Here is a 23,340-nt window from a genome sequence, read left to right on the forward strand (position 1 = left end):
CGCAGGAGGACATAGCTGATGCCCCGGCTTACCCCACGGCGATCCTGTTCCTCACCAGCCTGACACCGCGGATCGACTCGGCAACCGCGGTTGCCCGCTTCACTTCCTGATCAGTCGCGACGGATCCGTCGAGGCGGATTTCCTGGCCCGCCGCCGTGACCGTGACATCGGAAGCATCGATTCCGCCGGCGACGGCAAGCGCATTGGCAACCGCAGATTCCAGGGCCGAGCGCCTGGCCTGTTCGCTTTCCAGATAAAGTTCCGCGCCGTGAAACGTCGCCGCCTTGAAAACCATCCATCGCCTCCGCATTCGAGTGGTCGGAAAACGCAGTACGGCGCATTTTGTTCAAAAAAGACCGAAAATATCGTCAAATCAGTGGTTTCGTCTTTGGCGCGAACGGGTGCCGAAGGGGGCTGCACGAGCAGCGGACTTGCCGCTCCACACAATCCCCTGTAGAGCCTTGAGGAAAGCAGCAGCAAATGCGGATACCTGAATGAACACCGGCAGCAAGGCGCGTCGCCGCCTGACGATATTGGGTTCGACCGGCTCCATCGGCCAGAATACGATCGATGTCATCGCCCAGCTTGGGGGACGTGATGCCTTCGACATCGCCGCGATCACCGGGCACGACAATATCGAGCTGCTGGCCGAGCAGGCCAGGGCCTGCGGCGCAGCTCTGGCGGTCACTGCCAACGAGGAGCGCTATCAGGATCTGAAGGACGCCCTGGCCGGTTCGGGCATCGCCGCCGGCGCGGGCAAGAATGCCTTGATCGAAGCCGCCTCCATGCCTTCGGACTGGGTGATGGCGGCAATCGTCGGCACGGCCGGGCTCGCGCCGACGCTGGCCGCCGCGCGGCGTGGCGCCGATATCGCCCTTGCCAACAAGGAATGCCTCGTTTCCGCCGGCGATCTCTTCGTGCGCGCCGTTTCCGAAGGCGGCGGCCGGCTGATCCCGGTCGACAGCGAACACAGCGCCATCTTCCAGGCGCTGGAGGACGACCAGCAGCATGCGGTGGAGCGTATCATCCTCACCGCCTCCGGCGGTCCCTTCCGCACCTGGACGCGCGAGCAGATGGCCAATGTCACGCCCGCCACCGCGCGCGCCCATCCCAACTGGTCGATGGGCTTCAAGATCTCCATCGGCAGCGCCTCTATGTTCAACAAGGCGCTTGAGATGATCGAGGCCAAGCACCTGTTCAATGTGCGGCCGGATCAGATCGAGGTCGTCGTTCACCCGCAATCGGTCATTCACTCCATGGTCGGCTACACCGATGGCTCGGTGCTGGCGCAGCTCGGCTGCCCCGACATGCGCACGGCCATCGGATACGCGCTTGCCTATCCCGCCCGCACAAGGCTCAGCGTCGACCGGCTGGATTTCGCCAAGCTCGCGCGGCTGGATTTCGAGGCCCCGGACGAGGTTCGTTTCCCGGCATTGCGCCTCGCCCGCACAGCAATGGAGCGCGGCGGCCTGCAAGGCGCGATCATGAATGCGGCCGAAGAGATCGCCTTCCACGCCTTCGTGGAGGGCCGCATCGGCTTTCTCGAAATGGCCGATATCGCCGAAGCCGTCATGGATGAGATGATCGCGACCGGCAGCGCCGAAAGCATGGATGCCGTTTTTGCCGCCGATGCCGAAGCGCGCAGCCGTGCGGCCGCGCTCGTCGCCCAGCGCGACAAGGCAGCGTAAGCAATGACCGACATAAAGCGATCACCGATCGGCACGTCCGGCTCGCCCCGCGAATAGGCGGTTGCCATTTCCGGCGATCGTGATAGGCAGGAATTCCGGCCTCACTTTCAAGGGAATCACGATGCCGGACTTCTCCACCCTCATTCTTTTCGCCGCCGCGGCGCTGGTGCTCACCGCCACGCCCGGCCCCGACATGCTTCTCATCGCCTCGCGCAGCGTCAGCCAGGGCCGGTCCGCCGGCTTCCTTACCTATGCTGGCATTGCGCTTGGAACCTATTGCCATGCCATGGCCGCAGCGCTCGGGCTGTCGCGGCTGTTCCTGACCGTTCCCGTTGCCTATGAAATCGTGCGCTGGGCCGGCTGCGCCTATCTGCTCTATCTCGCCGTCAAGACCCTGCGCTCGCAAGGCGCCGCCTTCGCACCCTCTGCGGGGCTCAAGCGGCTTTCCGGCCGGCGCATCTTCACCGAGGGTCTTGCGACCAATTTACTGAATCCGAAGATGGCCTTGTTCGTGCTCGCCCTCTTTCCGCAATTCGTCGATCCCGGCGGATCGATGGTCCTGCAGATGGCGCTGCTCGCCACCATCCTGAACGGCATCGGCTTTCTCGTGAACGGTTCCGTCATCCTGCTCGGCAGCCACATCCGGGGCCGGCTATCGGCGATCAGGCGCATTCCGAAGTTGCCGCAATATCTGTTGGCGACGGTCTTTGCCGGCCTCGCATGCCGCCTTACCTTGGGAAGCCGAAACTAACGTAATGCCATAAACGCGCTGCGGAAGCGGGCTGATGCCAACGCTTCCGCAGCGAATGCGTATCGATTTTTTGGCGAGCGCCGTGCCGGTCAACCGGCCCGGCGGGCGGGTAAAAAACCGCCTTTCAGGCGACGGCCCTTGCGAGCGCACAGCGCGACCAGAGGGCGTGCAGTGCGCCGACCAGCTGCTCGATATCGCCATCCGAATGCAGTGGCGTCGGCGTGATGCGCAGGCGCTCGGTCTTCTTCGGCACGGTGGGATAGTTGATCGGCTGGACATAGACGCCCGCATCCAGCAGCAGGTCGGAAATCCACTTGCACTTGGCCGCATCGCCGACCATCACTGGGACGACATGGCTCGGGTTCGGCATATGCGGGATGCCGTTGGCATCGAGCTGCGCGCGCAGCCTGCGCACACGATCCTGATGGCGCATGCGTTCGAACTGGCTGACCTTCAGATGCTGGATCGAGGCGACCGCACCCGCAGCCAGAGCCGGCGGCAGCGACGTCGTGAAGATGAAGCCGGAGGCGAACGACCGGATGAAATCACAGAGCGCCGTCGAAGCGGCGATATAGCCGCCCATGACGCCGAATGCCTTGCCGAGCGTACCTTCGATGACGGTCAGGCGATCCATCAGCCCTTCGCGCTCGGCAATGCCGCCGCCGCGCGGACCGTACATGCCGACGGCATGCACTTCGTCGAGATAGGTCATCGCCCCGTACTTGTCGGCCAGATCGCAGATTTCCTTGATGGGAGCGATATCGCCATCCATGGAATAGACGCTCTCGAAGGCGATCAGCTTCGGCGCCTTCGGATCGGCGGCCTTCAGCTTGGCTTCGAGATCGTGCAGGTCGTTATGTTTCCAGATGACCTTGTCGCACTTGGCATAGCGGATGCCTTCGATCATCGAGGCGTGGTTGAGCGCATCCGAGAAGATGATGAGGCCGGGAATGCGCGCGCCGAGCGTGCCGAGCGTCGCCCAGTTGGAAATATAGCCGGAGGTGAATATCAGCGCGGATTCCTTGCCGTGCAGATCGGCGAGTTCCTGCTCGAGCAGAACATGGTAGTGATTGGTGCCAGAAATATTCCGGGTGCCTCCCGCACCCGCGCCACAGTGGTCGATGGCCTGTTTCATCGCCTCGATCACTTTCGGATGCTGGCCCATGCCGAGATAGTCGTTGGAACACCAGACGGTCACATCCTGGGGGCCATTGGGCGTATGCCTGACTGCGCGGGGGAAGTTGCCACGGCGGCGTTCGAGATCGGCGAAGACCCGGTAGCGACCCTCATTGTGAAGTCCGTCCAGTTCGCCCTTAAAAAATGCTTCGAAATCCATCATCTGCTCCAGTACCGTGCGACCGTTTTCGAGAATGCCGGTTCGCACGTCAACCCCTCCGCATTGCTTTCAAGCCCGGCTGCGGCAAATGGCCCCTAATTTTGAACAATTCCAGACAAGAATACGCATTCGGGCCAAATTGACAATCGAAACCATGCTGGAAACACTCTCTCCGGAACGGCGGGTAAACCCCGCCGCTCCGGGCTTGCGCGTGGCGAATCTATGCCGCAGCCACGGCGCGCTTCGCCATGACCTTGATCAAATTGGCGCGATATTCCGCCGTGGCATGCAGATCGGAGAGCAGCGAACCGGGATCGACGGTCACGCCTGCGACCGCCTCCGGCAGCCAGTTCGCCGCAAGCGCCTGCTCCAGATCGCCTTGCCGGAACACGCCGTCCGCACCCGCGCCGGTGACGGCAACGCGCACGCCACCCGCCCCCTTGGCGACGAAGACCCCGGTCATCGCATAGCGCGAGGCCGGATTGGGGAACTTGGCATAGCCGGCCCTTTCCGGTGCGTCGAAGGCGATGGAGGTGATCAGCTCGGCACCTTGCAGCGCGGTTTCGAACAGACGCCGGAAGAAGTCGTCGGCCACGATCTGGCGCCGGTCGGTGACGATGGTGGCATTCAGCGCCAGCATCGCGGAGGGATAATCCGCCGCCGGATCGTTGTTGGCGATCGATCCGCCGATCGTGCCCATGTGCCGGACATGCGGATCGCCGATCATGCCCGCCAGTTCGCACAGCGCCGGGCAGACCGAACGGATCGCCGTCGAGGAGGCGACCTCCGCATGGGTGGTCGCCGCCCCGATCGTGACCCTGCGGCCGTCGACGCGAATCCCCTTGAGCGCGGGAATATGCCGGAGATCGACGAGATCGCTCGGCGATGCCAGGCGTTGCTTCATGGTGGCAATCAGCGTCATGCCGCCGGCGACGTACTTGCCTTCGTCGGTATCGGACAGAAGCTTCACGGCTTCGTCGACCGAGGAGGCGCGATGGTAGTTGGTTGCGTACATTATCCTATCCTCCTCTCGTCTCAGGCACCGGCCCGCGCCGCTTCCCACACCTTGAGCGGGGTCGCCGGCATGGTCAGCGTGTTGTTGCCGATCGCATCGGTAATCGCGTTCATCAGCGCCGGCGGCGAGCCGATGGCGCCCGCCTCGCCGCATCCCTTGATGCCAAGCGGATTGCTCGGGCACGGCGTGTTCTGGTGCGAAAGCTGGAAAGACGGCAGATCGTCGGCGCGCGGCATGGTGTAATCCATGAAGCTCGCCGTCAGCAGCTGGCCGTTCTCGTCGTAATGCACGCCTTCCAGCAGCGCCTGGCCGATCCCTTGCGCGATGCCGCCATGCACCTGTCCCTCGACGATCATCGGATTGATGATGTTGCCGAAGTCGTCGGCCGCGACGAACTGCACGATCTCGGTCTTGCCCGTCTCCGGATCCACCTCGACTTCGCAGATGTAGCAGCCGGCCGGGAAGGTGAAGTTCGCCGGATCGTAGAAGGCGGTTTCCTTCAGGCCCGGCTCCATGCCGGCGGGCAGGTTGTGCGCCGTGTAGGAGGCCAGCGCCACCTGGAACCAGGGCAGCGCCTTGTCGGTGCCCGCCACCTTCAGCTCGCCGTTCTCGATGACGATATCGCTTTCGTCCGCCTCCATCAGATGCGCGGCGATCTTCTTCGCCTTCGCCTCGACCTTGTCGAGCGCCTTGACGACGGCGGACATGCCGACGGCTCCGGAACGGGAGCCATAGGTGCCCATGCCCATCTGCACCTTGTCGGTATCGCCATGGACGATGGAGACGCTGTCGATCGGCACGCCGAGACGATCCGCGACGAGCTGCGCGAAGGTGGTCTCATGCCCCTGCCCGTGGCTGTGCGAGCCGGTGAGCACCTCGATCGTTCCGACCGCATTCACCCGCACCTCGGCCGATTCCCACAGGCCGACGCCGGCGCCGAGCGAACCCACCGCCTGCGACGGCGCTATGCCGCATGCCTCGATATAGCAACTCATGCCGATCCCGCGTTTCATGCCGCGGGCGGCCGCCTCCGCCTTGCGGGCGGGGAAACCGGCCCAATCCGCCTGCTGCATGGCGGCGTTGAGCGAGGCTTCGTAGTCGCCGGCATCGTAGTTCATGATGACGGGCGTCTGGTAGGGGAAGGAGCGGACGAAGTTGATCCGCCGGAGTTCCGCCGGCGAAACGCCAAGCTCGCGCGCGGCCGTTTCCACCGTGCGCTCCAGAAGATAGGTCGCCTCCGGACGTCCCGCCCCGCGATAGGCGTCGACCGGCACGGTGTTGGTGTAGACCGTGCGGACATTGGCGTGGATCGCCGGAATGGCGTACTGGCCCGACAACAATGTCGCATAGAGATAGGTCGGCACCGCCGAGGAAAACAGCGACATGTAGGCGCCGAGATTGGCGATGGTGTCGACCTTCAGCGCCGTCATGCGGTTCTGCGCATCGAAGGCCATCTTAACCTTGGAGAGATGGTCGCGGCCATGCGCATCGGTCAGGAAGGCTTCGGTGCGGTCGGCCGTCCACTTGACCGGCACGCCGGTCTTCTTCGATGCCCAGAGACAGACGATTTCCTCCGGATAGATGTAGATCTTCGAGCCGAAGCCGCCGCCGACATCCGGCGCGATGACGCGCAGCTTGTTTTCCGGCGCGACATTGTAGAAGGCGCTCATGACGAGCCGGGCCACATGCGGGTTCTGGCTCGTCGTGTAGCAGGTATAGTGGTCTTCGGCCGCGTCATAGATGCCGAGCGTCGCGCGCGGCTCCATGGCGTTCGGCGAAAGCCGGTTGTTGTGGATCTCGATCTCGGTGACATGCGCGGCCTCGGCGATCGCCTTGTCGGTCGCCGCCGCATCGCCCAGCTCCCAGTCGAAGATCAGGTTGTCGGCCGCTTCGGGATGGATCTGCGGCGCACCCGCCTTCAGCGCATCCACCGCCTCGACGACGGCGGGCAATTCCTCATAGTCGACGGCAACGGCTTCCGCCGCGTCGCGCGCCTCCCCGAGGCTGTCCGCGACGACGATGGCGACGGCATCGCCGACATAGCGCACCGTATCGACGGCCAGCGGGCGCCAGGCGCCCATCTTCATCGGGGAACCGTCGCGGGAATGAATCATCCAGCCGCAGATCAGGTTGCCGATGCCATCATCGAGCAATTGCTTGCCGTCGAGCACGCCGATCACGCCCGGCATGGAGAGTGCCGCCGACACATCGACGCTGTTGATCTTCGCATGTGCATGCGGGCTGCGAACGAAATAGGCGTATTTCATTCCCGGCGTCACCATATCGTCGGTGTAGCGCCCCTTGCCCGTCAGAAATCGCTTGTCTTCCTTGCGCGCCACGCGCGCGCCAATGCCTTCCACGCCCATCACATCCTCCCATCGGGGTTGCGGGCCTGGCACCACGCCAAGACGACGATCATCGGCGTTTCGCCAGACGGTCTCGGTGAAACTCTATTCGGCCGCCTGGCTGGCGGCGTTCATCTCGGCATTGGCGGAAAGCACCGCCTTGACGATGTTGTGATAGCCGGTGCATCGACAGATATTGCCTTCAAGCTCGCTGCGCACCGTCTTCTCATCCAGCTTTCCGCCATGACGGTTGATCATGTCGACCGCCGTCATCACCATGCCCGGCGTGCAGAAACCGCATTGCAGGCCATGATGTTCCTTGAAGGCAGCCTGGACCGGATGCAGCTCGCCGTTGGCGGCCAGACCCTCGATGGTTGTAATCCGCGAGCCGGAAGCCTGGACGGCCAGGATCGAACAGCTCTTCACCGACTTGCCGTCCATATGGACGACGCAGGCGCCGCACTGGCTGGTGTCGCAACCGACATGAGTCCCGGTCAGGCCGAGCCTTTCCCTGATGAAATGGACAAGCAGCGTACGATCCTCGCACTCGCCGCTGACCGAACGGCCGTTCACCGTCAAAGTCACTTTTGCCATATTTTCCTCCTCGCCTCTCCTCCAGAGGCAAGGGGCATCATTTGACTTTTTTACAGTCCAATCAACCTCTACTTTAGACAGCGCGTGGATTTTCTGCCTTGTGTCGGCCGTTTTACTATCCGGTCACAAAGCCGCCTTTGTTCCGCAACAAAAAAACTGTCGGCGCCCAATGGACAATCATATTTTGCACGATATTTTTTGTCATTGCAGGACTGAAAGACAGCCCATCGTGGTGGAGCTGAAGAATTGGGACGACGTTGGCCGGGGTTCGGCTTAACTAACGTTGGAGAGATAAATGAAGAAAGTTCTTATGCTCGCACTGGTCGGCTTGTCTATCGCAAGCTGCACGCCGACCGAACAGGGCGCAGGCATCGGCGCGGCATCCGGCGCGATCATCGGCGGGGCAGTCACCGGCAATGTCCGCGGCGCAGCAGTCGGCGCGGCCATCGGCGGCGTCTCCGGCGCCGTCATCGGCAGCGTCCAGGAGCAGCCCGGCCAGTGCTACTATCGCGACCGCTACGGCCGCCGCTACATCGACGATTGCCCGCGTGGCGGCTATCGCGGCTACTGATCGATCCACGATCGAGATTTCCAGAGTCCCGGACCGCAAGTCCGGGACTTTTTGATTTCCGGCCGGGGCAACCTTTACAGGCCGCTACACAGACCGCCCGAGCATCTCCAATTCTCGCCAAAATCAGGGCGTTTTGCCCTTTGACAGTCACATTTTCCAGGTTTTTGACTCCAAAACGGTACACCTCGGCAACTTTTGCCTCTATGGTGGCCCCGCGTTAACCTGGGGGAAACGTCAAGCTGAGTAAGTTCTCATGTAACCGTAAAGCGGCGTATGCATAAAAGAACTGTACCGAAGAAGAGTATTGCGTATCGGCAGGCAGGAACCGTGGCAGCGGTTGCGGCAGCGCTTGCGCTCGGTCCGATATGCGCCGGAAATGCCTTCGCGTTCAAGCTCTTCGGCATCAAGCTCTGGGGCGAGGACGAAACGGCCGACCAGGTTTCCGATCCCGTTCACTACACGGTCGATTTCAAGTCGGACAATCTCGACAAGGACCTGAAGGAAGCCCTGAGCGAAAGCTCGATGCTGGTATCCGACGAAAAGAAGCCGGTATCCGGCGACCTCGGCGTCGTCGTCAAGGCGCGTGACGATCGCGACCGGCTGATCGCCTCCCTCTATGAAAAAGCGCGTTACGGCGGCGTCGTCACCATCACCGTCAACGGCACCCCGCTCGATGCCTTGCCGCCGACGCCGACCTTCAGCCGCGCCAAGCCCGTTGCCGTCACCATCAGCGTCGATCCCGGCCCCGTCTTCAAGCTCGGCAAGGTCAGCCTGCTCGGCGACGCCGCCAGGCTGGACCCGGCAAGCTACGGACTCGTGCGCGGCGGCGATGCCGGCTCCCTGACCATCCTGAAGGCAGGCGACAAGATGGTCGTCGATTTCAAGAACGAGGGGCATCCGCTCGCCAAGCTCGACAAGCGCGACGTCGTCGCCGACCATGCCACCAACACGGTCGACGTCTCACTGAAGGTCGACAGCGGCCCCGTCGCGCCTTTCGGCAATGTCGGCGTCACCGGCCAGAAGTCGGTCGACCCGGATTTCATCAAGCGCTATGCCCGCATCAACGAAGGCAAGCCTTATTCGCCGGACGAACTGAAAAAGGCGTCCGACCGCTTGCGAAAGCTCGGGGTCTTTTCGAGCGTCACCATTCGCGAGGCCGACAAGCTGGCGCCGGATGGCAGCATCCCGACGACCATCGAGGTCTCGGAAGGCAAGCAGCGCTTCTTCGGCGTCGGCGCGCAATATTCGACCATCGACGGCTTCGGCGTTCAGGGCTATTGGGGACACCGCAACCTGACGGGCCGCGCGGACTCGCTGCGCATCGAAGGATCGGTCTCGCGCATCGGCGAGACGACCGATGTCGGTCAGCTCGATTATACGGCCGGCATCACCTATGTCCGCCCCGCGACTTTCTATCCTTCGGCAACCTTTACCGCCGGCCTCAAGATGCAGAGCCTGCATCCGGATGCCTACGACGCCAACACCGTGACGGCGAGCGGCGGCCTTGCCTATGAAATCAACGACCAGGACACCGTCTCCGCCGGCGGGGAAGTATCCTATGAATCGGATACCACCGACGCCTTCGGAAAGCACAATTACCTGACGGTCGCGATCCCGCTCGAATATGTTCGCGACACGCGCGACAACAAGCTGGACCCGACGGAAGGGTATCGCGCCTCGATCAGCGCCAAGCCGAGCTATGAGGCGATGGGCGGCACGATCTTCAGTTCCTTCGAGGGTTCGATCACCGGCTACAAGGGTGTCGGCGCCAACAACAACGTCGTCTTCGCCGGCAAGCTTGCCGCGGGCTCGCTGCTGGGCGCGAACAGCATCGAGGATATTCCCGCCACACGGCGCTTCTACGCCGGTGGCGGCGGCTCGGTGCGCGGCTACAGCTATCAGGAAATCTCGCCCTACAATTCCAACGGTGACGAAACCGGCGGACGCTCCTATGTGACGGCCTCGTTCGAGGCCCGCGTGAAGATTACCGATACGATCGGCGTCGTGCCCTTCGTCGACATGGGCAGCGTCACCGACACTGTCTTTCCGGACATTTCCGATCTGCGCATTGGCGCCGGCGTCGGCCTGCGCTACGCTACGCCCTTCGGCCCGATCAGGCTCGATGTCGCCGTCCCGTTGAAGAAATACGACGACGGCACATCTTATGGCATCTATGCCGGCATCGGCCAGGCCTTCTGACAAACCGTATAGTTGTCGCGGACGGTTCAGCACACGGTTACAAAATTGAGGTTACTGTCGCTTTCATGAGCATATTGATTCGAATCCTCGGGAAACTGGTGCGCTGGATCGCCTATGCGGTCGTGGCGATCCTTTTGCTCGTGATTGCGGCTGTGCTCGTCATCGGCATGGTGCCTTCCGCGACGGGTTACGCGGTCGATCAGGTGGCGAGACTCGCCTCGACGCCGGACCGCACCATCACCATCGCAGCGCCTTCCGGGCTGTTGAACGGTAATCTGCGCGTCGGCGCCATTACGGTGGCGGACACGAAGGGCGTCTACGCCAAGGTGCAGAATCTCGCCGTCGACTGGTCTCCCTTGTCCTTGCTGAGCGGCACCTTCCATGCCGACCGCGTCGCGGCCGATGTGATCGACTTCCAGCGCCTGCCCGTGTCCACGGCTGCCGCGACCACGCAGGAACCGCAGACATCGGGTGGCGGCGGCTTTTCTCTGCCCGTCGCCATCGACATCGGCGCCATCGCCCTGCCCGATCTTCGCATCGGACAGGCCGTGGCCGGACAGGACTTCATTCTGGCCGCCGACGGCAGCGTCAAGGCCAACAGCAGCAGCATGGGCCTGACGCTCAATGCCAGCCGCCATGACGTGCCGGACGCCAAGCTCTCCGCAGACATCGCTTTCGCCCCGGCCGACAATCAGCTGAAGCTGAAGACGCAGATCTCCGAGCCGCGCGACGGCATGCTCGCGGGTCTCCTGCACCTGCCGGGCGGCCCGGCCGTCAATATCGACCTTTCCGGCGATGGCCCGCTGTCCAACTGGACCGGCAAACTGCAGGCGGCACTCGACGGCCAGCCGACGGTTTCCATCGACGGGCACCACAGCCTGTCCGCCGATGGCCTGCATCATATAGACGTCAAGGGCGGCGGCGACGTCGACTCGCTGCTGCCGCCGACCATGCGGCCGCTCTTCGCCGGACAGACGACCATCGACGTCTCGGCCACCTTCGACGGCAAGGGCAAGATCGACATCCAGACCGGCAATCTTGCCACCGGCAGCGCCGTTCTTGCCGCATCCGGCACGCTCGATCCCGCCGGCAACAACAGCCTCAATGCCAATCTGCTCGGCACCTCCGGCCCCGTCGACTTCCGTTGGCCGATGGAGAACGGCGAAGTGCGCGCCATGATTTCGCGCGTCGATATCGCGCTGACCGGCGCGGCGCAATCGGTGAAGATCGATGCCAAAGCCGCGCTCGACAGCGCCAGCACGCCGCAGGGACAGGTCGGACAGATCAATCTCAGCGCCAGAAGCGATGCCTTCAACCTTGCAGGCATGTCCGGTCCGCTGCAGCTTCGCCTCGTCGTCGGCCAGACGGCCTTCGTCAGCGCCGATCTCAATCGCCTGATCCGCGCGCCGATCGCGCTCACCGCGCCGCTGCAACTCTCGCCCGACACGATCGGCTTCAACAATACGACGCTGGAAAGCGCCAGCATCGGCGGCACCGTCAACGGCAAATACACGCTGTCATCGAAAGCGCTCACGGGCAATTTCAAGCTGTTTGCGCTGCCCGGCGTGCTGCCCGACGGCGTATCGAACAAGTTCGAAGGCACGATATCGCTGGAGGGCCAGGTCGCCGGCACGGTGCCGGCCAAGATGACGCTGTCCAATCTCGCGGTGAAATCCAACGTCGCCGAAATCAACGGCAACGTCGCCCTCAACGACCAGTCGCTGACATCGGACCTTACCGGCAAGGTCCTCGATCTTTCCAAATTCATACCGAACGCCGAAGGCCAGGCCGATATCGGCCTCAAGGCCAAGGGTCCGCTTGCCGCGCTCGGCATCGATGCCACGGTCAAGGCCGTCAACGTCAAGCTGGCGGGGCGGCTGCTGGACACGCTCGACATCGGCGTGACCGGCACCGCCGACCCCAAGGCGCCGCAGGCAAACATCCAGGCAACCGGCGCGATCGATGGGAAGCCGATCCGCATCGCCGCCGATGCGGTTTCCACGGATGGCCATACGAGCATTCCGTCGCTATCGGCCGAGATCGGTACGAACAAGCTGCAAGGCAAGCTCGATCTTTCGCCGAGCTTCGAGCCGAACGGCGCCCTCACCTTCAATCTGCCGGATCTCGGCCTTCTCGCAGCGCTGGCCGGACAGAAGGCCGAGGGCGACCTCAAGGGCTCGCTCGATATCGCCAGCGCCAACGGAAAGATCGGCCTGAAGGTCAACGCCGGCGGCAACGGCATCCGCCGCGATGATCTCGTGATCACCAGACCGGCCGTTGCCCTTGCCATCGACGATCTCAAGGCCTTCTCGGCAAACGGCAGCGTCCGTGCCGATGCCATCGCCTCCGGCGCCAATCGCATCGCCGATCTCGGCCTGACCTTCACCCAGCAGGGCAGCCGCACCGATTTCGATCTGAAATCGACCTATGACAACGCACCGCTGACGACGCGCGGCAATGTCGAAACATCGGGCGGGCAGACGACCGTCAGCCTCGACTCCTTCGCGGGTGCGCCGCGCACGATCCCGGTGAAACTGGCCTCGCCGACCAGGATCGTCGTCAAGGACGGTATCGCATCGCTGAACGGCCTGACCCTTCAGACGGGTGGCGGCTCCGTAACGGTCAGCGGCACCGCCGGCCAGGTCCTGAACATCAATGCCAGGATCGCCAACCTGCCGGCAAGCCTCGCCAATGTCTTTGCGCCGACACTCGCGGCCGAGGGCGTCATCTCCGGAACGGTCGCCGTCACCGGCAAGGCGACCGCGCCTGCCGTCGTGTTCCAGACCAATTGGTCGGCAGCGGCAACGAGCCAGACGAAATCCGCCGGCCTCGCGCCGCTCGGCATCAAGGCGGACGGCAAGTTTGCCGACAACGTCGTCACGATCAATACCAACCTGACCGGCCAGAGCGGGCTGGCGCTGAACGGCGGCGGCACTGTCGCCATTGCCGGCAGCAAGGCCATGGCCCTGAAGTTCTCGGGCAACCTGCCCTTCGATGCCCTAGCCGGCCAGCTTGCGGCCCAGGGCCTGGTCATGACGGGCACGGCCAGGATCGATATGCAGATCGGCGGCTCCACCGCCGCCCCCGCGATCACCGGCTCCATTTCCACCGACGGCGCCAAATTGGTCGATGTCCGCCGCAACCTGACCCTCAGCGGCCTTGCCGCGACCGTGACGCTTGACGGCAAGCAGGCCGTCATCTCGCGCCTTAGCGGCAATCTGACCAGCGGCGGCAGCATATCGGGCAGCGGCACGGTCGGCATTGCACCGGAGAGCGGCTTCCCTGCCGATATCCAGGTGAAATTCAACAACGCGACCTATGTCGACGGGACACTGGTGGCCGCGACCGTCAACGGCACGCTCGGCGTCAAGGGACCGCTCATGACCGCGCCGATGCTGACGGGCAATCTGAAGATCAACAAGGCATCGATCACCGTGCCTGAAAAACTGCCGGCGTCGCTCTCCGAGATCAATATCAAGCACAAGAATGCCCCGGCCAAAGTCAGCGCCCAGTTCAAGGATCAGAAACCGGAAGGGCCGAGGAGCAAATCGACGACGCTCGGCATCGATTTGCAGCTCCAGGCGCCCTCGCAGATCTTCGTGCGCGGCCGCGGCATCGACGCCGAACTTGGCGGCAGCATCACCGTGCGCGGCACGGCGGCCGAGCCGATCGTATCCGGCGGCTTCACCATGCGGCGCGGACGCCTGACCATTCTCAGCCGCCGGCTGGATTTCACCGACACCAGCAAGATCACCTTCGGCGGCGATCTGACGCCGGCACTCGCCATGGAAGCGACATCGTCGGCCGGGTCCACCACGATCACCGTCGATGTCACCGGTCTTGCGACCGATCCGCAGATCGGCTTCTCCTCTTCGCCTGCCCTGCCGCAGGACGAGGTTCTGGCGCAGTTGATCTTCGGCCAATCCATGTCGAAACTCTCCGCCATGCAGATCGCCCAGCTTGCCGATGCCGCAAGCCAGCTTGCGGGCGGCCGCTCGACCTCGCTGTTCGAGGGCCTGCGCAGCCATCTCGGCGTCGACGACCTCGACATCTCGACGGACGCGAACGGCCAGGCGCAGGTCGGCGCCGGCAAGTACATCAACAAGCGCACCTATATCGAACTGCAGCAGGGCGCCTCCAACAACACCAAGGCGATCATCAACCTGAATGTCGGGCGCGGCGTGAAGCTGCGCGGCGCGGCAGGCTCGAATGGCGCCGGCGAAGCCGGCATCGTCTACGAGCACGAATATTAAGCCTCAGAATCCCATCTTGCTGGTCTTCAGCAGGATATTGGATTCGGTGATGTTGATGCCGTTGATCAGCCTGATCCGCCTGAGCGTTTCGTCGAAGGAGGCGAGATCGCGATCTTCCAGTTCGGCGATGAAATCCCATTTGCCGTTGGTGCTGTGCAAGGCCCTGACCTGCGGCAGGCCGCGAAGCTGATCGGCGACCTTGTCGGCCAGCTTGCCGAGCACCTCTATCAGAACGATGGCCCTGACGCCGGCGGCGCGGGTTTCGTGGCCGGTGCGGATGGTGAAGGCGGCAATGGTGCCGTTCTCCACCAGCCGCTCTATGCGTGCGGCCACAGTTGCGCGCGACGCGCCGGTCGCTGCCGCCAGGGAGGATACGGAGATGCGCGCATTGTTGCGCAGCGCACTGAGGAGATCGCGGTCGAGGTCGTCCATATGGCTTGTCATTCTGCTAAATCGAATTGATCAATCTGTCGAAACCTAATCGATTTTCGACATTTTTCCATCTTTTTGCTGTCACGCAGACAATCAATAATGCGACTCGACAGCCCACACTTTCGGAGCAATGCCGATGAATACGCAATCCACCACCATTACCTTGATCGGCGTTCCCCTGGAGGAAGGCTCCGGCCGCCGCGGCGCCGGCATGGGCCCGACCGCGCTGCGCATCGCCGGCATCGAGACGACGCTCACGGAGCTTGGCCATCGCGTTACCGACGGCGGCGACCTGCATCCGGTCCCGGCAGCGGACCTCCCGGAGCATCCCCAGGCCCATAACCTGAAAATCGTCGGCGCCTTTACGCGCGCGCTGGAAACGAAGGTCTACGACGTCGCATCCTCCGGTGGCTTCCCGCTGATCCTCGGCGGCGATCACAGCCTGTCCATGGGCAGCGTTTCCGGCATGGCCCGCCATGCTGCCGAGGTCGGCCGCCCGCTTTTCGTGCTCTGGCTCGACGCGCACTCGGATTTCAATTCGCCCGAGACGTCGCCGTCGGGCAATATTCATGGCATGCCCGTTGCCTACTACTGCGGCGAGGCCGAGATTGCAGGCGTTCTGCCGGCCGGCCGGCCGCTGGTCGACCCGACGAAGGTTTTCCAGGTCGGCATCCGCTCCGTCGATCCGCGCGAGCGCGAGGAAATCCGTGAGCATGGCGTCAACGTCTTCGACATGCGCTCGCTCGACGAACAGGGAGTGGCGGCCATCATGCGCCAGGTGCTCGATACCGTCAGCGCCGCCAACGGCCTGCTGCATGTGAGCTTCGACGTCGATTTCCTCGATCCGGATATCGCACCCGGCGTCGGAACGACAGTGCCGGGCGGCGCGACCTATCGCGAAGCGCATCTCATCATGGAAATGCTCTCCGACAGCGGCCTCGTCTCCTCGCTCGACCTCGTCGAGCTCAATCCTTTCCTCGACGACCGCGGCAAAAGCGCCCGCGTTCTGGTGGAAATGGCGGCAAGCCTCTTCGGCCGCCGCATCTTCGACCGTCCGACCCGCGCCGCCTGAGAGCACGCGCCGCCGGCAGAGGAAATCCGGCCGAAGGAGCGGCCTTCCTCTTGCCGGGGCCATCCTCGCCCTTCGACAAGCTCTGGGTGAGGATGGGACGGCTTGGTCCCCGATACGGCTTGCCTCTTTGGGGCCGCGGAACGAGAAGTTCAGTCCTCATGGTGAGGTGGCGCGCAAGCGCCCTCGAACCACGAGGACGGGTGGCCAGCCCCCTTACTCGAAATCCCTTGCATGGATTTAGGTTTGAGCAATGTTCTTGCTCTATCGTAGCCCGAACACGCCGGATTTGGCGTCACGGGTTCAATGGGAAGAACGTTCATGGCCACGATCAATTCCACCAGCTTCAGCGGCGAAACTCTGGAGATCATTGCCTTCCGGCTGCATGATCAGGAATTCTGCGTCAAGACCACCACCATCCGCGAAATTCGCGGCTGGGCGCCATCCACGCCGATCCCGCATGCGCCGGCCGATGTCATCGGCGTCATGAACCTGCGCGGCTCGGTCATCCCGATCATCGACCTTGCCTACAAGCTCGGCATGCAGAGCACGGTCGCCAACGAACGCAGCGCCATCGTCGTCGCCGAGGTGCACAGCATGGTCATCGGCATGCTGGTCGACCGCGTCTCCGATATCCTCACCATCGCATCCAGCCAGGTGCAGCCGGTGCCGGAAGTCACGGCGTCCTTCGATCGCGCCTATTGCGAAGGCATCATCGCGACCGAGAATGGAATGATCTGCTTCCTGAACCTCGCCAAGATGTTCAAGGAAAACGAAACGGAAGAACTGGCCGCCTAATTTCGCGAAGCAGCCTTTTGAGAACCGCCGCCTTGTCAGCGGCGGTTTTTCTTTGCCTAAACTTTAGATGATTATATTTTATTTAAATTGTAATTTCTAATACGCTCAATTTTACATAAAATTAAGCGGACTTGCACATCATCGATTTCCGAAGCGAGGGAAGAAAACACAATCTCCACATTCCGACCATCCCGCACGGAGCGCCGTCTTTCGGCGTGCCGACGAGTACGGCCGCCCGCTTCGATGCCATCAATCGACGCCCGGCAAGCGTGGACCTTCTGAGAGGGAATAGGAATGTTCAGTCTCGCATCGGATACAAGCCGCATTCTATCGGCCGTTTCCAAATCGCAAGCAATCATCGAATTCGACCTTCAGGGTAAGGTGCTGACCGCCAACGAAAATTTCTGTCGTGCGATGGGCTACGAGCTGAAGGAGATCGTCGGCAATCATCACCGCATGTTCTGCGAGCCGGCCTATGTCTCGACACCGGCCTATCAGGACTTCTGGGCACGCCTCGGCCGCGGCGAGTATGATGCCGGCACCTACAAGCGTCTTGCCAAGGGCAATCGCGAAATCTGGATACAGGCATCCTACAACCCTGTTTTCCGCAATGGAAAGCCGGTGAAGATCGTAAAATTCGCCGTCGACGTCACCGCAGCGAAAAAGAAGGCGATCGACGATGCCGGCAAGCTTGAAGCGATTTCCCGTTCACAGGCCGTCATCGAATTCCTGCCCACCGGCGAAATCCTGACGGCGAACGAGAATTTCTGCCACGCCATGGGGTATGCGCTCGGCGAGATCGTCGGCAAGCACCACAGCCTCTTCTGTGACCCGGCCTATGCCCGCACCGAGGAATACAAGCGCTTCTGGCAGCGCCTGGCCCAGGGCGAATTCATCGCCAACGAGTTCGTCCGATACGGCAAGGGCGGCAAGGAAATCTGGATCCAGGCAGCCTACAATCCCATCGTCGGCACCGACGGCCAGGTCTACAAGGTCGTCAAGTTCGCCACCGACGTCACCTCGCGCATGAGCGCCATCAGCGAACTCGCCGGCGCGCTGCGCAACCTGTCGGAAGGCGACCTGACCAAGACGCTCGAGCGGTCCTTCGTGCCGTCCATGGAGCAGCTCCGCCACGATTTCAACGCAACGATCCACAAGCTCTCCGAGACGCTGACCACCGTTGGCGAAAATGCCAGCGCCATTGCCGCAGGCTCCCGCGAACTCGGCGATTCGGCGGAATCCTTTTCAAGGCGCACGGAGCAGCAGGCCGCTTCAGTGGAAGAAACAGCCGCCGCGCTGGAAGAGATCACCACGACGGTCGCCGATTCCAGCCAGCGTGCCGAGGAGGCCGGACGTCTCGTTGCCGAAACCAAGCGCGGCGCCGAGCAATCCGGCACGGTGGTTCGCAGCGCCGTCGCCGCCATGGACCAGATCGAGAAGTCCTCGCGCGAGATCACCAACATCATCGGCGTCATCGACGACATCGCCTTTCAGACCAATCTTCTGGCCTTGAACGCCGGCGTCGAGGCGGCCCGTGCCGGCGACGCAGGCAAGGGCTTCGCCGTGGTGGCCCAGGAAGTGCGGGAGCTTGCACAGCGCTCGGCCAGCGCCGCCAAGGAGATCAAGGCGCTGATCACGGCGTCCAGCGAGCATGTGAAGAACGGCGTCGGCCTAGTCGGCCAGACGGGCAAGGCGCTGGAGCAGATCGTGACCCAGGTCGGCGATATCAACACCAACGTCGCCGCCATCGTGAAGGCGTCGAAGGAACAGACGATCGGCCTCAGGGAAATCAATGCCGCAATCAATTCGCTGGACCAGACCACTCAGCAGAACGCGGCCATGGTCGAGGAGAGTACCGCTGCAAGCCTCAGGCTTGCCAACGAGGCGGATGCGCTGCATACGCTGCTCGCACAGTTTCGCCTGGCGGACTCGATGATCCGCGATATGGTGATGCGCCGCGCGGCATAGAGGTCCATCCCCATACGACAGGAAGCCGTCCGGAAACCGCGGCGGCTTCTACCTTTTCCGCAAGCGCGATAGGCGCAGGACGCACAAGCACTTTCGGGCAAGCCAATCCGGACGAGAATGACTGTACACGAACATTGGCAATGCGCCGAAAAGCCCCGCCGGCCTCGATCCTAAGCCGGCTTAATTTCCTCGGCGGGCGCCGGCTTGTGAATGAGCGGGGCGGCCTCCAGCACCAGCGGGCTCAACCCGCTGTCTCCGTGCTCGATGATGGCAAACAACTGACGCCGCATGCGCGGCTCCCAGAATTTGTTGATGTGCGTCGCAACGCCCTCCACGGCCTCATCCGCCGGCTGCGTCCTGAAGAAGGTGGCGATCTGGTTCGCCATGTAGACGAGCTTGGCTTCGGCCTTGCCGTGCGGTGTTTCGTCAGGCGACATCGGCGACGCTCCCCGGAATGATACGATGCGGATGGGTGAAAATCTCGAAGTCGTCGCCGCGCACCAGCGCCACCAGCGTCATGCCGGCTTCTTCGGCCGTGCGGATGGCAAGCGCCGTCGGCGCGGAGATGGCGACCAGCACCGAGCTGCCCAATATCGCCGCCTTCTGCACCATCTCGACCGACAGGCGGCTGGTGACGGCGACCACGCCCTCGGCTCCCTTGCGGCCGGAGCCGATGACGGCGCCGCAGAGCTTGTCGAGCGCGTTGTGCCGGCCGACATCCTCGCGCACCACAAGCAACCCTTCGGACGGAACATAGAATCCCGCGCCATGAACGGCGCGCGTCTCGCGATGCAACGGCTGGGCGTCGTTCAGGAGGCCGATCGCGTCGACGATATCCTTTTGCGTCAGCTTCAAGGCGACCTGAGAGACGTCAGGCACCTTGCGCACCGCCTGCTCGATGGATTCGATACCGCAGAGCCCGCAGCCGACCGGACCCGCCATGTGACGGCGGCGCAGCCGCAGGGCGTCGGCCGCATCGTCGACGAGAATGATCTGCACATCGATCCCCTGCTCGTCCTCCATCGGCTCGATCGCGGCGATCTGATCGGCATCGGTGATGATGCCCTCGGTCAGGCTGAAGCCGACGGCAAAATCCTCGATGTCGGCCGGAGTTCCCATCATGACCGCATGCGACGTGCCGCCATAGGAAAAGGCGATCGGCACCTCTTCCGGGACGATGCGTGAACCGGAGCGCACCTGGCCGTTACGGCGCGCAGTCTCGGTAACGGTGGTCGTGGGGGTGAACCTGGTCATTGTCCGAACTCCCCTTCTCCCCGCCGGGGAGAAGGTGGCGCGAAGCATCGGATGAGGGGGGCAAGGCGCGGCAGTTCCGCGCGTCCGGAGCGCAGGCGAAGAATATTACCTTTTGCGGGAAAATACCCCCTCATCCGCCCTTCGGGCACCTTCTCCCCGAGGGGAGGAGAAAATCCACCCAGCTTCACTCCGCGGCCTCCATCTTCCCGAGTATCCGGCGAGACTGCCGCGCCTGCTCATCGTAGTCGACCTGCCACTGCGACGGGCCGTTCGATGGGGAGACCTGTACCGCCGTCACCTTGTATTCCGGGCAGTTCGTCGCCCAGTCGGTATAATCGGTGGTGATGACGTTTGCCTGTGTGTCCGGGTGATGGAAGGTCGTGTAGACGACGCCGGGAGCGACGCGGTCGGTAATCAGCGCCCGGAGCGTCGTGTCGCCGGAGCGGCTGCTGAGCCTGACCCAATCGCCCTCGCGGATGCCGCGCTGCTCCGCGTCGTGCGGATGGATTTCTAGGCGATCCTCCGCATGCCAGACGACATTCTCCGTCCGCCGCGTCTGGGCGCCGACATTATACTGGCTGAGAATGCGCCCGGTGGTGAGCAGCAGCGGGAAGCGCGGGCCGGTGCGTTCGTCGGTCGGGACATATTCCGTGCGGATGAACTTGCCCTTGCCGCGTACGAAGCCGTCGACATGCATGATCGGCGAGCCGAGCGGCGTCTTCTCGTTGCAGGGCCACTGCACCGAGCCCATCTTTTCCAGATAGTCGTAGGACACCAGGGCGAAGCTCGGCGTCGTCGCGGCGATCTCGTCCATGATCTCGGAAGGATGCGTGTAGTGCCAGGCAAGCCCCATGGCCTGAGCCATCTTCTGCGTCACCTCCCAGTCGGCATAGCCGTTGCGCGGGGTCATGACCCTGCGCACGCGGTTGATGCGGCGCTCGGCATTGGTGAAGGTGCCGTCCTTTTCGAGGAAGGTCGAACCGGGCAGGAAGACATGCGCGTAGTTGGCCGTTTCGTTCAGGAAGAGATCGTGGACGACGACGCATTCCATCGCGGCAAGGCCGGCGGCGACATGCTTGGTATCCGGATCGGACTGAAGAATATCCTCGCCCTGAATGTAGATGCCCTTGAACGAGCCTTCGACGGCGGCATCGAGCATGTTGGTGATGCGCAGGCCGGGCTCGTTGTTGAGTTTCACGCCCCAGAGTTTTTCGAAGATATCCCGGGTAGCATCGTCGGAGATGTGACGATAGCCCGGCAGCTCGTGCGGGAAGGAACCCATGTCGCAGGAGCCCTGCACATTGTTCTGGCCGCGCAGCGGGTTCACGCCGACGCCAGGACGGCCGATATTGCCCGTCACCATGGCGAGGTTGGCGATCGCCATGACGGTGGTGGAACCCTGGCTGTGCTCGGTGACACCGAGTCCGTAATAGATGGCGCCATTGCCGCCCTTGGCATAGAGGCGGGCCGCGCCACGCACGAGATCGGCGGGAACGCCGGTATATTTTTCCGTTTCCTCCGGGCTGTGCTGCGGCTCGGAAACGAAGGCTGCCCAATCCTCGAACTCGGACCAGTCGCAGCGCTCGCGGATGAATGTCTCGTCGAACAGGCCCTCGGTGACGATGACATGGGCCAGCGCCGTCAGCATGGCGACATTGGTGCCGGGCTTCAGCGGCAGATGGTAGCTCGCCTCGACATGCGGCGTGCGCACCAGATCGATGCGGCGCGGATCGATGACGATGAGCTTGGCGCCCTGGCGCAGCCGCTTCTTCAGGCGCGAGCCGAACACCGGATGGCCGTCCGTCGGGTTGGCGCCGATGACGACGACCACATCCGACTGCTCGACGCTGTCGAAGTTCTGCGTGCCGGCCGACGTGCCGAAGGCCTGACCGAGACCGTAGCCGGTCGGCGAATGGCAGACGCGGGCGCAGGTGTCGACATTGTTGTTGCCGAAGCCGGCGCGCACCAGCTTCTGCACCAGGAAGGTCTCCTCATTGGTGCAGCGCGAGGACGTGATGCCGCCGATGGAATCGCGGCCATACTGATATTGCAGCCGCTTGAACTCGGTGGCGATATGCGCAAAGGCCTCGTCCCAGGTCACTTCGCGCCAGGGATCTGTCACCTTCTCGCGCACCATCGGGTTGAGGATGCGGTCCTTGTGGGTCGAATAGCCATAGGCGAAGCGACCCTTGACGCAGGAGTGGCCGCGATTGGCCTGACCGTCCTTCCAGGGCACCATGCGCACCAGCTCTTCGCCGCGCATCTCCGCCTTGAATGAGCAGCCGACGCCGCAATAGGCGCAGGTGGTGACGACGGAATGTTCCGGCTGGCCGATCGAGATCACCGACTTCTCGGTCAGCGTCGCCGTCGGGCAGGCCTGCACGCAGGCGCCGCAGGAAACGCACTCGCTGTCGATGAAGTTCTCGTGCATGCCGGGCGAGACGCGCGAGCCGAAGCCGCGGCCCTCGATGGTTAGCGCGAAGGTGCCCTGCACCTCTTCGCAGGCGCGAACGCAGCGCGAGCAGACGATGCACTTCGAAGGATCATAGGTGAAATAGGGGTTCGACTCGTCCTTCGGCATCCATTTCAGATTGATGTCGCCGTTGTTGCGCGCCTTGACGTGGTTGTCGCCCTCGTAGCCATAGCGCACATCGCGCAGGCCGACGGCGCCCGCCATATCCTGCAGCTCGCAATCGCCATTGGCGGCGCAGGTCAGACAGTCGAGCGGGTGGTCGGAGATATAGAGCTCCATCACGCCGCGGCGGATGTCCTTCAGCCGGCCGGTCTGCGTGTGGACGACGATGCCGGGCGCGACGGGCGTGGTGCACGAGGCCGGCGTGCCGTTGCGGCCTTCGATCTCGACGAGACAGAGGCGGCAGGAACCGAAGGCATCGACCATGTCGGTGGCGCAGAGCTTCGGCACCTGAATGCCGGCTTCCATGGAAGCGCGCATGATCGACGTGCCCTCGGGCACCGTGATCTGCTGCCCGTCGATGGTCAGCGTCACCATGGTTTCGGAGGTGGAGGCCGGCGTGCCGTAATCGATTTCTGGAACGAGGGACATGGA

General features: G+C 63.1%; 17 protein-coding genes. 8 read left to right on the forward strand and 9 right to left on the reverse strand.

What is annotated here, in order from left to right:
- Positions 1-28: 28 nt before the first annotated feature.
- Positions 29-295 (reverse strand): BON domain-containing protein, encoded by a 267-nt coding sequence (locus ACJJVH_RS13930; protein WP_113358870.1) that lies wholly within the window; start codon positions 293-295, stop codon positions 29-31.
- A gap of 199 nt (positions 296-494) precedes the next feature.
- On the opposite strand from ACJJVH_RS13930, the gene dxr reads away from it, so the two are divergent.
- Together dxr and ACJJVH_RS13940 are read left to right on the forward strand one after the other, a co-directional pair.
- Positions 495-1,688 (forward strand): 1-deoxy-D-xylulose-5-phosphate reductoisomerase, encoded by a 1,194-nt coding sequence (dxr, locus tag ACJJVH_RS13935; protein ID WP_113406220.1) that lies wholly within the window; start codon positions 495-497, stop codon positions 1,686-1,688.
- 121 nt (positions 1,689-1,809) lie between these two features.
- A complete protein-coding gene (locus ACJJVH_RS13940; protein ID WP_412064173.1) occupies positions 1,810-2,439 on the forward strand; it encodes a LysE family translocator in 630 nt (209 codons plus the stop codon).
- Positions 2,440-2,563: 124 nt separating this feature from the next.
- Here ACJJVH_RS13940 and hemA read toward each other — a convergent pair whose 3' ends face one another.
- The 4 genes from hemA to ACJJVH_RS13960 all read right to left on the reverse strand — a co-directional run bounded on the left by hemA (position 2,564) and on the right by ACJJVH_RS13960 (position 7,729).
- Positions 2,564-3,775, reverse strand: a complete 1,212-nt coding sequence (hemA, locus tag ACJJVH_RS13945) for a 5-aminolevulinate synthase (RefSeq protein WP_112804060.1) — start codon at positions 3,773-3,775, stop codon at positions 2,564-2,566.
- Positions 3,776-3,995: 220 nt separating this feature from the next.
- Complete coding sequence (locus ACJJVH_RS13950; protein ID WP_412064174.1) at positions 3,996-4,790, reverse strand: FAD binding domain-containing protein; 795 nt, start codon at positions 4,788-4,790, stop codon at positions 3,996-3,998.
- Positions 4,791-4,810: 20 nt separating this feature from the next.
- Positions 4,811-7,156: a xanthine dehydrogenase family protein molybdopterin-binding subunit gene (locus tag ACJJVH_RS13955; protein ID WP_412064175.1), complete on the reverse strand. Its 2,346-nt coding sequence runs from the start codon at positions 7,154-7,156 to the stop codon at positions 4,811-4,813.
- Between the two features lie 84 nt (positions 7,157-7,240).
- Positions 7,241-7,729 (reverse strand): (2Fe-2S)-binding protein, encoded by a 489-nt coding sequence (locus ACJJVH_RS13960; RefSeq protein ID WP_112804036.1) that lies wholly within the window; start codon positions 7,727-7,729, stop codon positions 7,241-7,243.
- Positions 7,730-8,024: 295 nt separating this feature from the next.
- On the opposite strand from ACJJVH_RS13960, the gene ACJJVH_RS13965 reads away from it, so the two are divergent.
- From ACJJVH_RS13965 to ACJJVH_RS13975, 3 genes are all read left to right on the forward strand, one after another.
- A complete protein-coding gene (locus tag ACJJVH_RS13965; RefSeq protein ID WP_112804037.1) occupies positions 8,025-8,300 on the forward strand; it encodes a glycine zipper domain-containing protein in 276 nt (91 codons plus the stop codon).
- A gap of 273 nt (positions 8,301-8,573) precedes the next feature.
- A complete protein-coding gene (locus ACJJVH_RS13970; protein WP_112804038.1) occupies positions 8,574-10,499 on the forward strand; it encodes an autotransporter assembly complex protein TamA in 1,926 nt (641 codons plus the stop codon).
- Positions 10,500-10,564: 65 nt separating this feature from the next.
- Positions 10,565-14,752, forward strand: a complete 4,188-nt coding sequence (locus tag ACJJVH_RS13975) for a translocation/assembly module TamB domain-containing protein (RefSeq protein ID WP_412064176.1) — start codon at positions 10,565-10,567, stop codon at positions 14,750-14,752.
- 3 nt (positions 14,753-14,755) lie between these two features.
- Here ACJJVH_RS13975 and ACJJVH_RS13980 read toward each other — a convergent pair whose 3' ends face one another.
- Positions 14,756-15,184 (reverse strand): Lrp/AsnC family transcriptional regulator, encoded by a 429-nt coding sequence (locus ACJJVH_RS13980; RefSeq protein WP_112804040.1) that lies wholly within the window; start codon positions 15,182-15,184, stop codon positions 14,756-14,758.
- Positions 15,185-15,320: 136 nt separating this feature from the next.
- On the opposite strand from ACJJVH_RS13980, the gene rocF reads away from it, so the two are divergent.
- The 3 genes from rocF to ACJJVH_RS13995 all read left to right on the forward strand — a co-directional run bounded on the left by rocF (position 15,321) and on the right by ACJJVH_RS13995 (position 19,019).
- Complete coding sequence (rocF, locus tag ACJJVH_RS13985; RefSeq protein WP_112804061.1) at positions 15,321-16,256, forward strand: arginase; 936 nt, start codon at positions 15,321-15,323, stop codon at positions 16,254-16,256.
- A 318-nt stretch (positions 16,257-16,574) separates the two neighbouring features.
- Positions 16,575-17,051, forward strand: a complete 477-nt coding sequence (locus ACJJVH_RS13990; protein WP_112504404.1) for a chemotaxis protein CheW — start codon at positions 16,575-16,577, stop codon at positions 17,049-17,051.
- A 294-nt stretch (positions 17,052-17,345) separates the two neighbouring features.
- Entirely contained in the window at positions 17,346-19,019 is a 1,674-nt protein-coding gene (locus ACJJVH_RS13995) for a methyl-accepting chemotaxis protein (protein ID WP_412064177.1), read from the forward strand.
- Positions 19,020-19,189: 170 nt separating this feature from the next.
- Here the strand turns inward: ACJJVH_RS13995 and ACJJVH_RS14000 are convergent, their stop codons facing one another.
- From ACJJVH_RS14000 to fdhF, 3 genes are all read right to left on the reverse strand, one after another.
- Positions 19,190-19,456 carry a formate dehydrogenase subunit delta gene (locus ACJJVH_RS14000; protein ID WP_112804042.1) on the reverse strand — a complete coding sequence of 89 codons (267 nt, stop codon included), beginning with the start codon at positions 19,454-19,456 and terminating at the stop codon, positions 19,190-19,192.
- On the reverse strand, positions 19,446-20,273 hold the full coding sequence (gene fdhD, locus ACJJVH_RS14005) for a formate dehydrogenase accessory sulfurtransferase FdhD (RefSeq protein ID WP_412064178.1): 828 nt from the start codon (positions 20,271-20,273) through the stop codon (positions 19,446-19,448). Before fdhD ends, ACJJVH_RS14000 begins: the two co-directional genes overlap by 11 nt.
- A gap of 184 nt (positions 20,274-20,457) precedes the next feature.
- Complete coding sequence (fdhF, locus tag ACJJVH_RS14010; protein WP_412064179.1) at positions 20,458-23,337, reverse strand: formate dehydrogenase subunit alpha; 2,880 nt, start codon at positions 23,335-23,337, stop codon at positions 20,458-20,460.
- Positions 23,338-23,340: the final 3 nt, after the last annotated feature.

The sequence above is a fragment of the Rhizobium sp. SYY.PMSO genome (assembly GCF_046840415.1).
In the GTDB taxonomy this organism is placed as follows: Bacteria; Pseudomonadota; Alphaproteobacteria; order Rhizobiales; family Rhizobiaceae; genus Rhizobium.

What these genes read in the sequence shown, in the direction of transcription:
- ACJJVH_RS13930 (WP_113358870.1), bottom strand. Translation starts at nt 295, where the DNA reads ATGGTTTTCAAGGCGGCGACGTTTCACGGCGCGGAACTTTATCTGGAA.
- dxr (WP_113406220.1), top strand. Translation starts at nt 495, where the DNA reads ATGAACACCGGCAGCAAGGCGCGTCGCCGCCTGACGATATTGGGTTCG.
- ACJJVH_RS13940 (WP_412064173.1), top strand. Translation starts at nt 1,810, where the DNA reads ATGCCGGACTTCTCCACCCTCATTCTTTTCGCCGCCGCGGCGCTGGTG.
- hemA (WP_112804060.1), bottom strand. Translation starts at nt 3,775, where the DNA reads ATGGATTTCGAAGCATTTTTTAAGGGCGAACTGGACGGACTTCACAAT.
- ACJJVH_RS13950 (WP_412064174.1), bottom strand. Translation starts at nt 4,790, where the DNA reads ATGTACGCAACCAACTACCATCGCGCCTCCTCGGTCGACGAAGCCGTG.
- ACJJVH_RS13955 (WP_412064175.1), bottom strand. Translation starts at nt 7,156, where the DNA reads ATGGGCGTGGAAGGCATTGGCGCGCGCGTGGCGCGCAAGGAAGACAAG.
- ACJJVH_RS13960 (WP_112804036.1), bottom strand. Translation starts at nt 7,729, where the DNA reads ATGGCAAAAGTGACTTTGACGGTGAACGGCCGTTCGGTCAGCGGCGAG.
- ACJJVH_RS13965 (WP_112804037.1), top strand. Translation starts at nt 8,025, where the DNA reads ATGAAGAAAGTTCTTATGCTCGCACTGGTCGGCTTGTCTATCGCAAGC.
- ACJJVH_RS13970 (WP_112804038.1), top strand. Translation starts at nt 8,574, where the DNA reads ATGCATAAAAGAACTGTACCGAAGAAGAGTATTGCGTATCGGCAGGCA.
- ACJJVH_RS13975 (WP_412064176.1), top strand. Translation starts at nt 10,565, where the DNA reads ATGAGCATATTGATTCGAATCCTCGGGAAACTGGTGCGCTGGATCGCC.
- ACJJVH_RS13980 (WP_112804040.1), bottom strand. Translation starts at nt 15,184, where the DNA reads ATGGACGACCTCGACCGCGATCTCCTCAGTGCGCTGCGCAACAATGCG.
- rocF (WP_112804061.1), top strand. Translation starts at nt 15,321, where the DNA reads ATGAATACGCAATCCACCACCATTACCTTGATCGGCGTTCCCCTGGAG.
- ACJJVH_RS13990 (WP_112504404.1), top strand. Translation starts at nt 16,575, where the DNA reads ATGGCCACGATCAATTCCACCAGCTTCAGCGGCGAAACTCTGGAGATC.
- ACJJVH_RS13995 (WP_412064177.1), top strand. Translation starts at nt 17,346, where the DNA reads ATGTTCAGTCTCGCATCGGATACAAGCCGCATTCTATCGGCCGTTTCC.
- ACJJVH_RS14000 (WP_112804042.1), bottom strand. Translation starts at nt 19,456, where the DNA reads ATGTCGCCTGACGAAACACCGCACGGCAAGGCCGAAGCCAAGCTCGTC.
- fdhD (WP_412064178.1), bottom strand. Translation starts at nt 20,273, where the DNA reads ATGACCAGGTTCACCCCCACGACCACCGTTACCGAGACTGCGCGCCGT.
- fdhF (WP_412064179.1), bottom strand. Translation starts at nt 23,337, where the DNA reads ATGTCCCTCGTTCCAGAAATCGATTACGGCACGCCGGCCTCCACCTCC.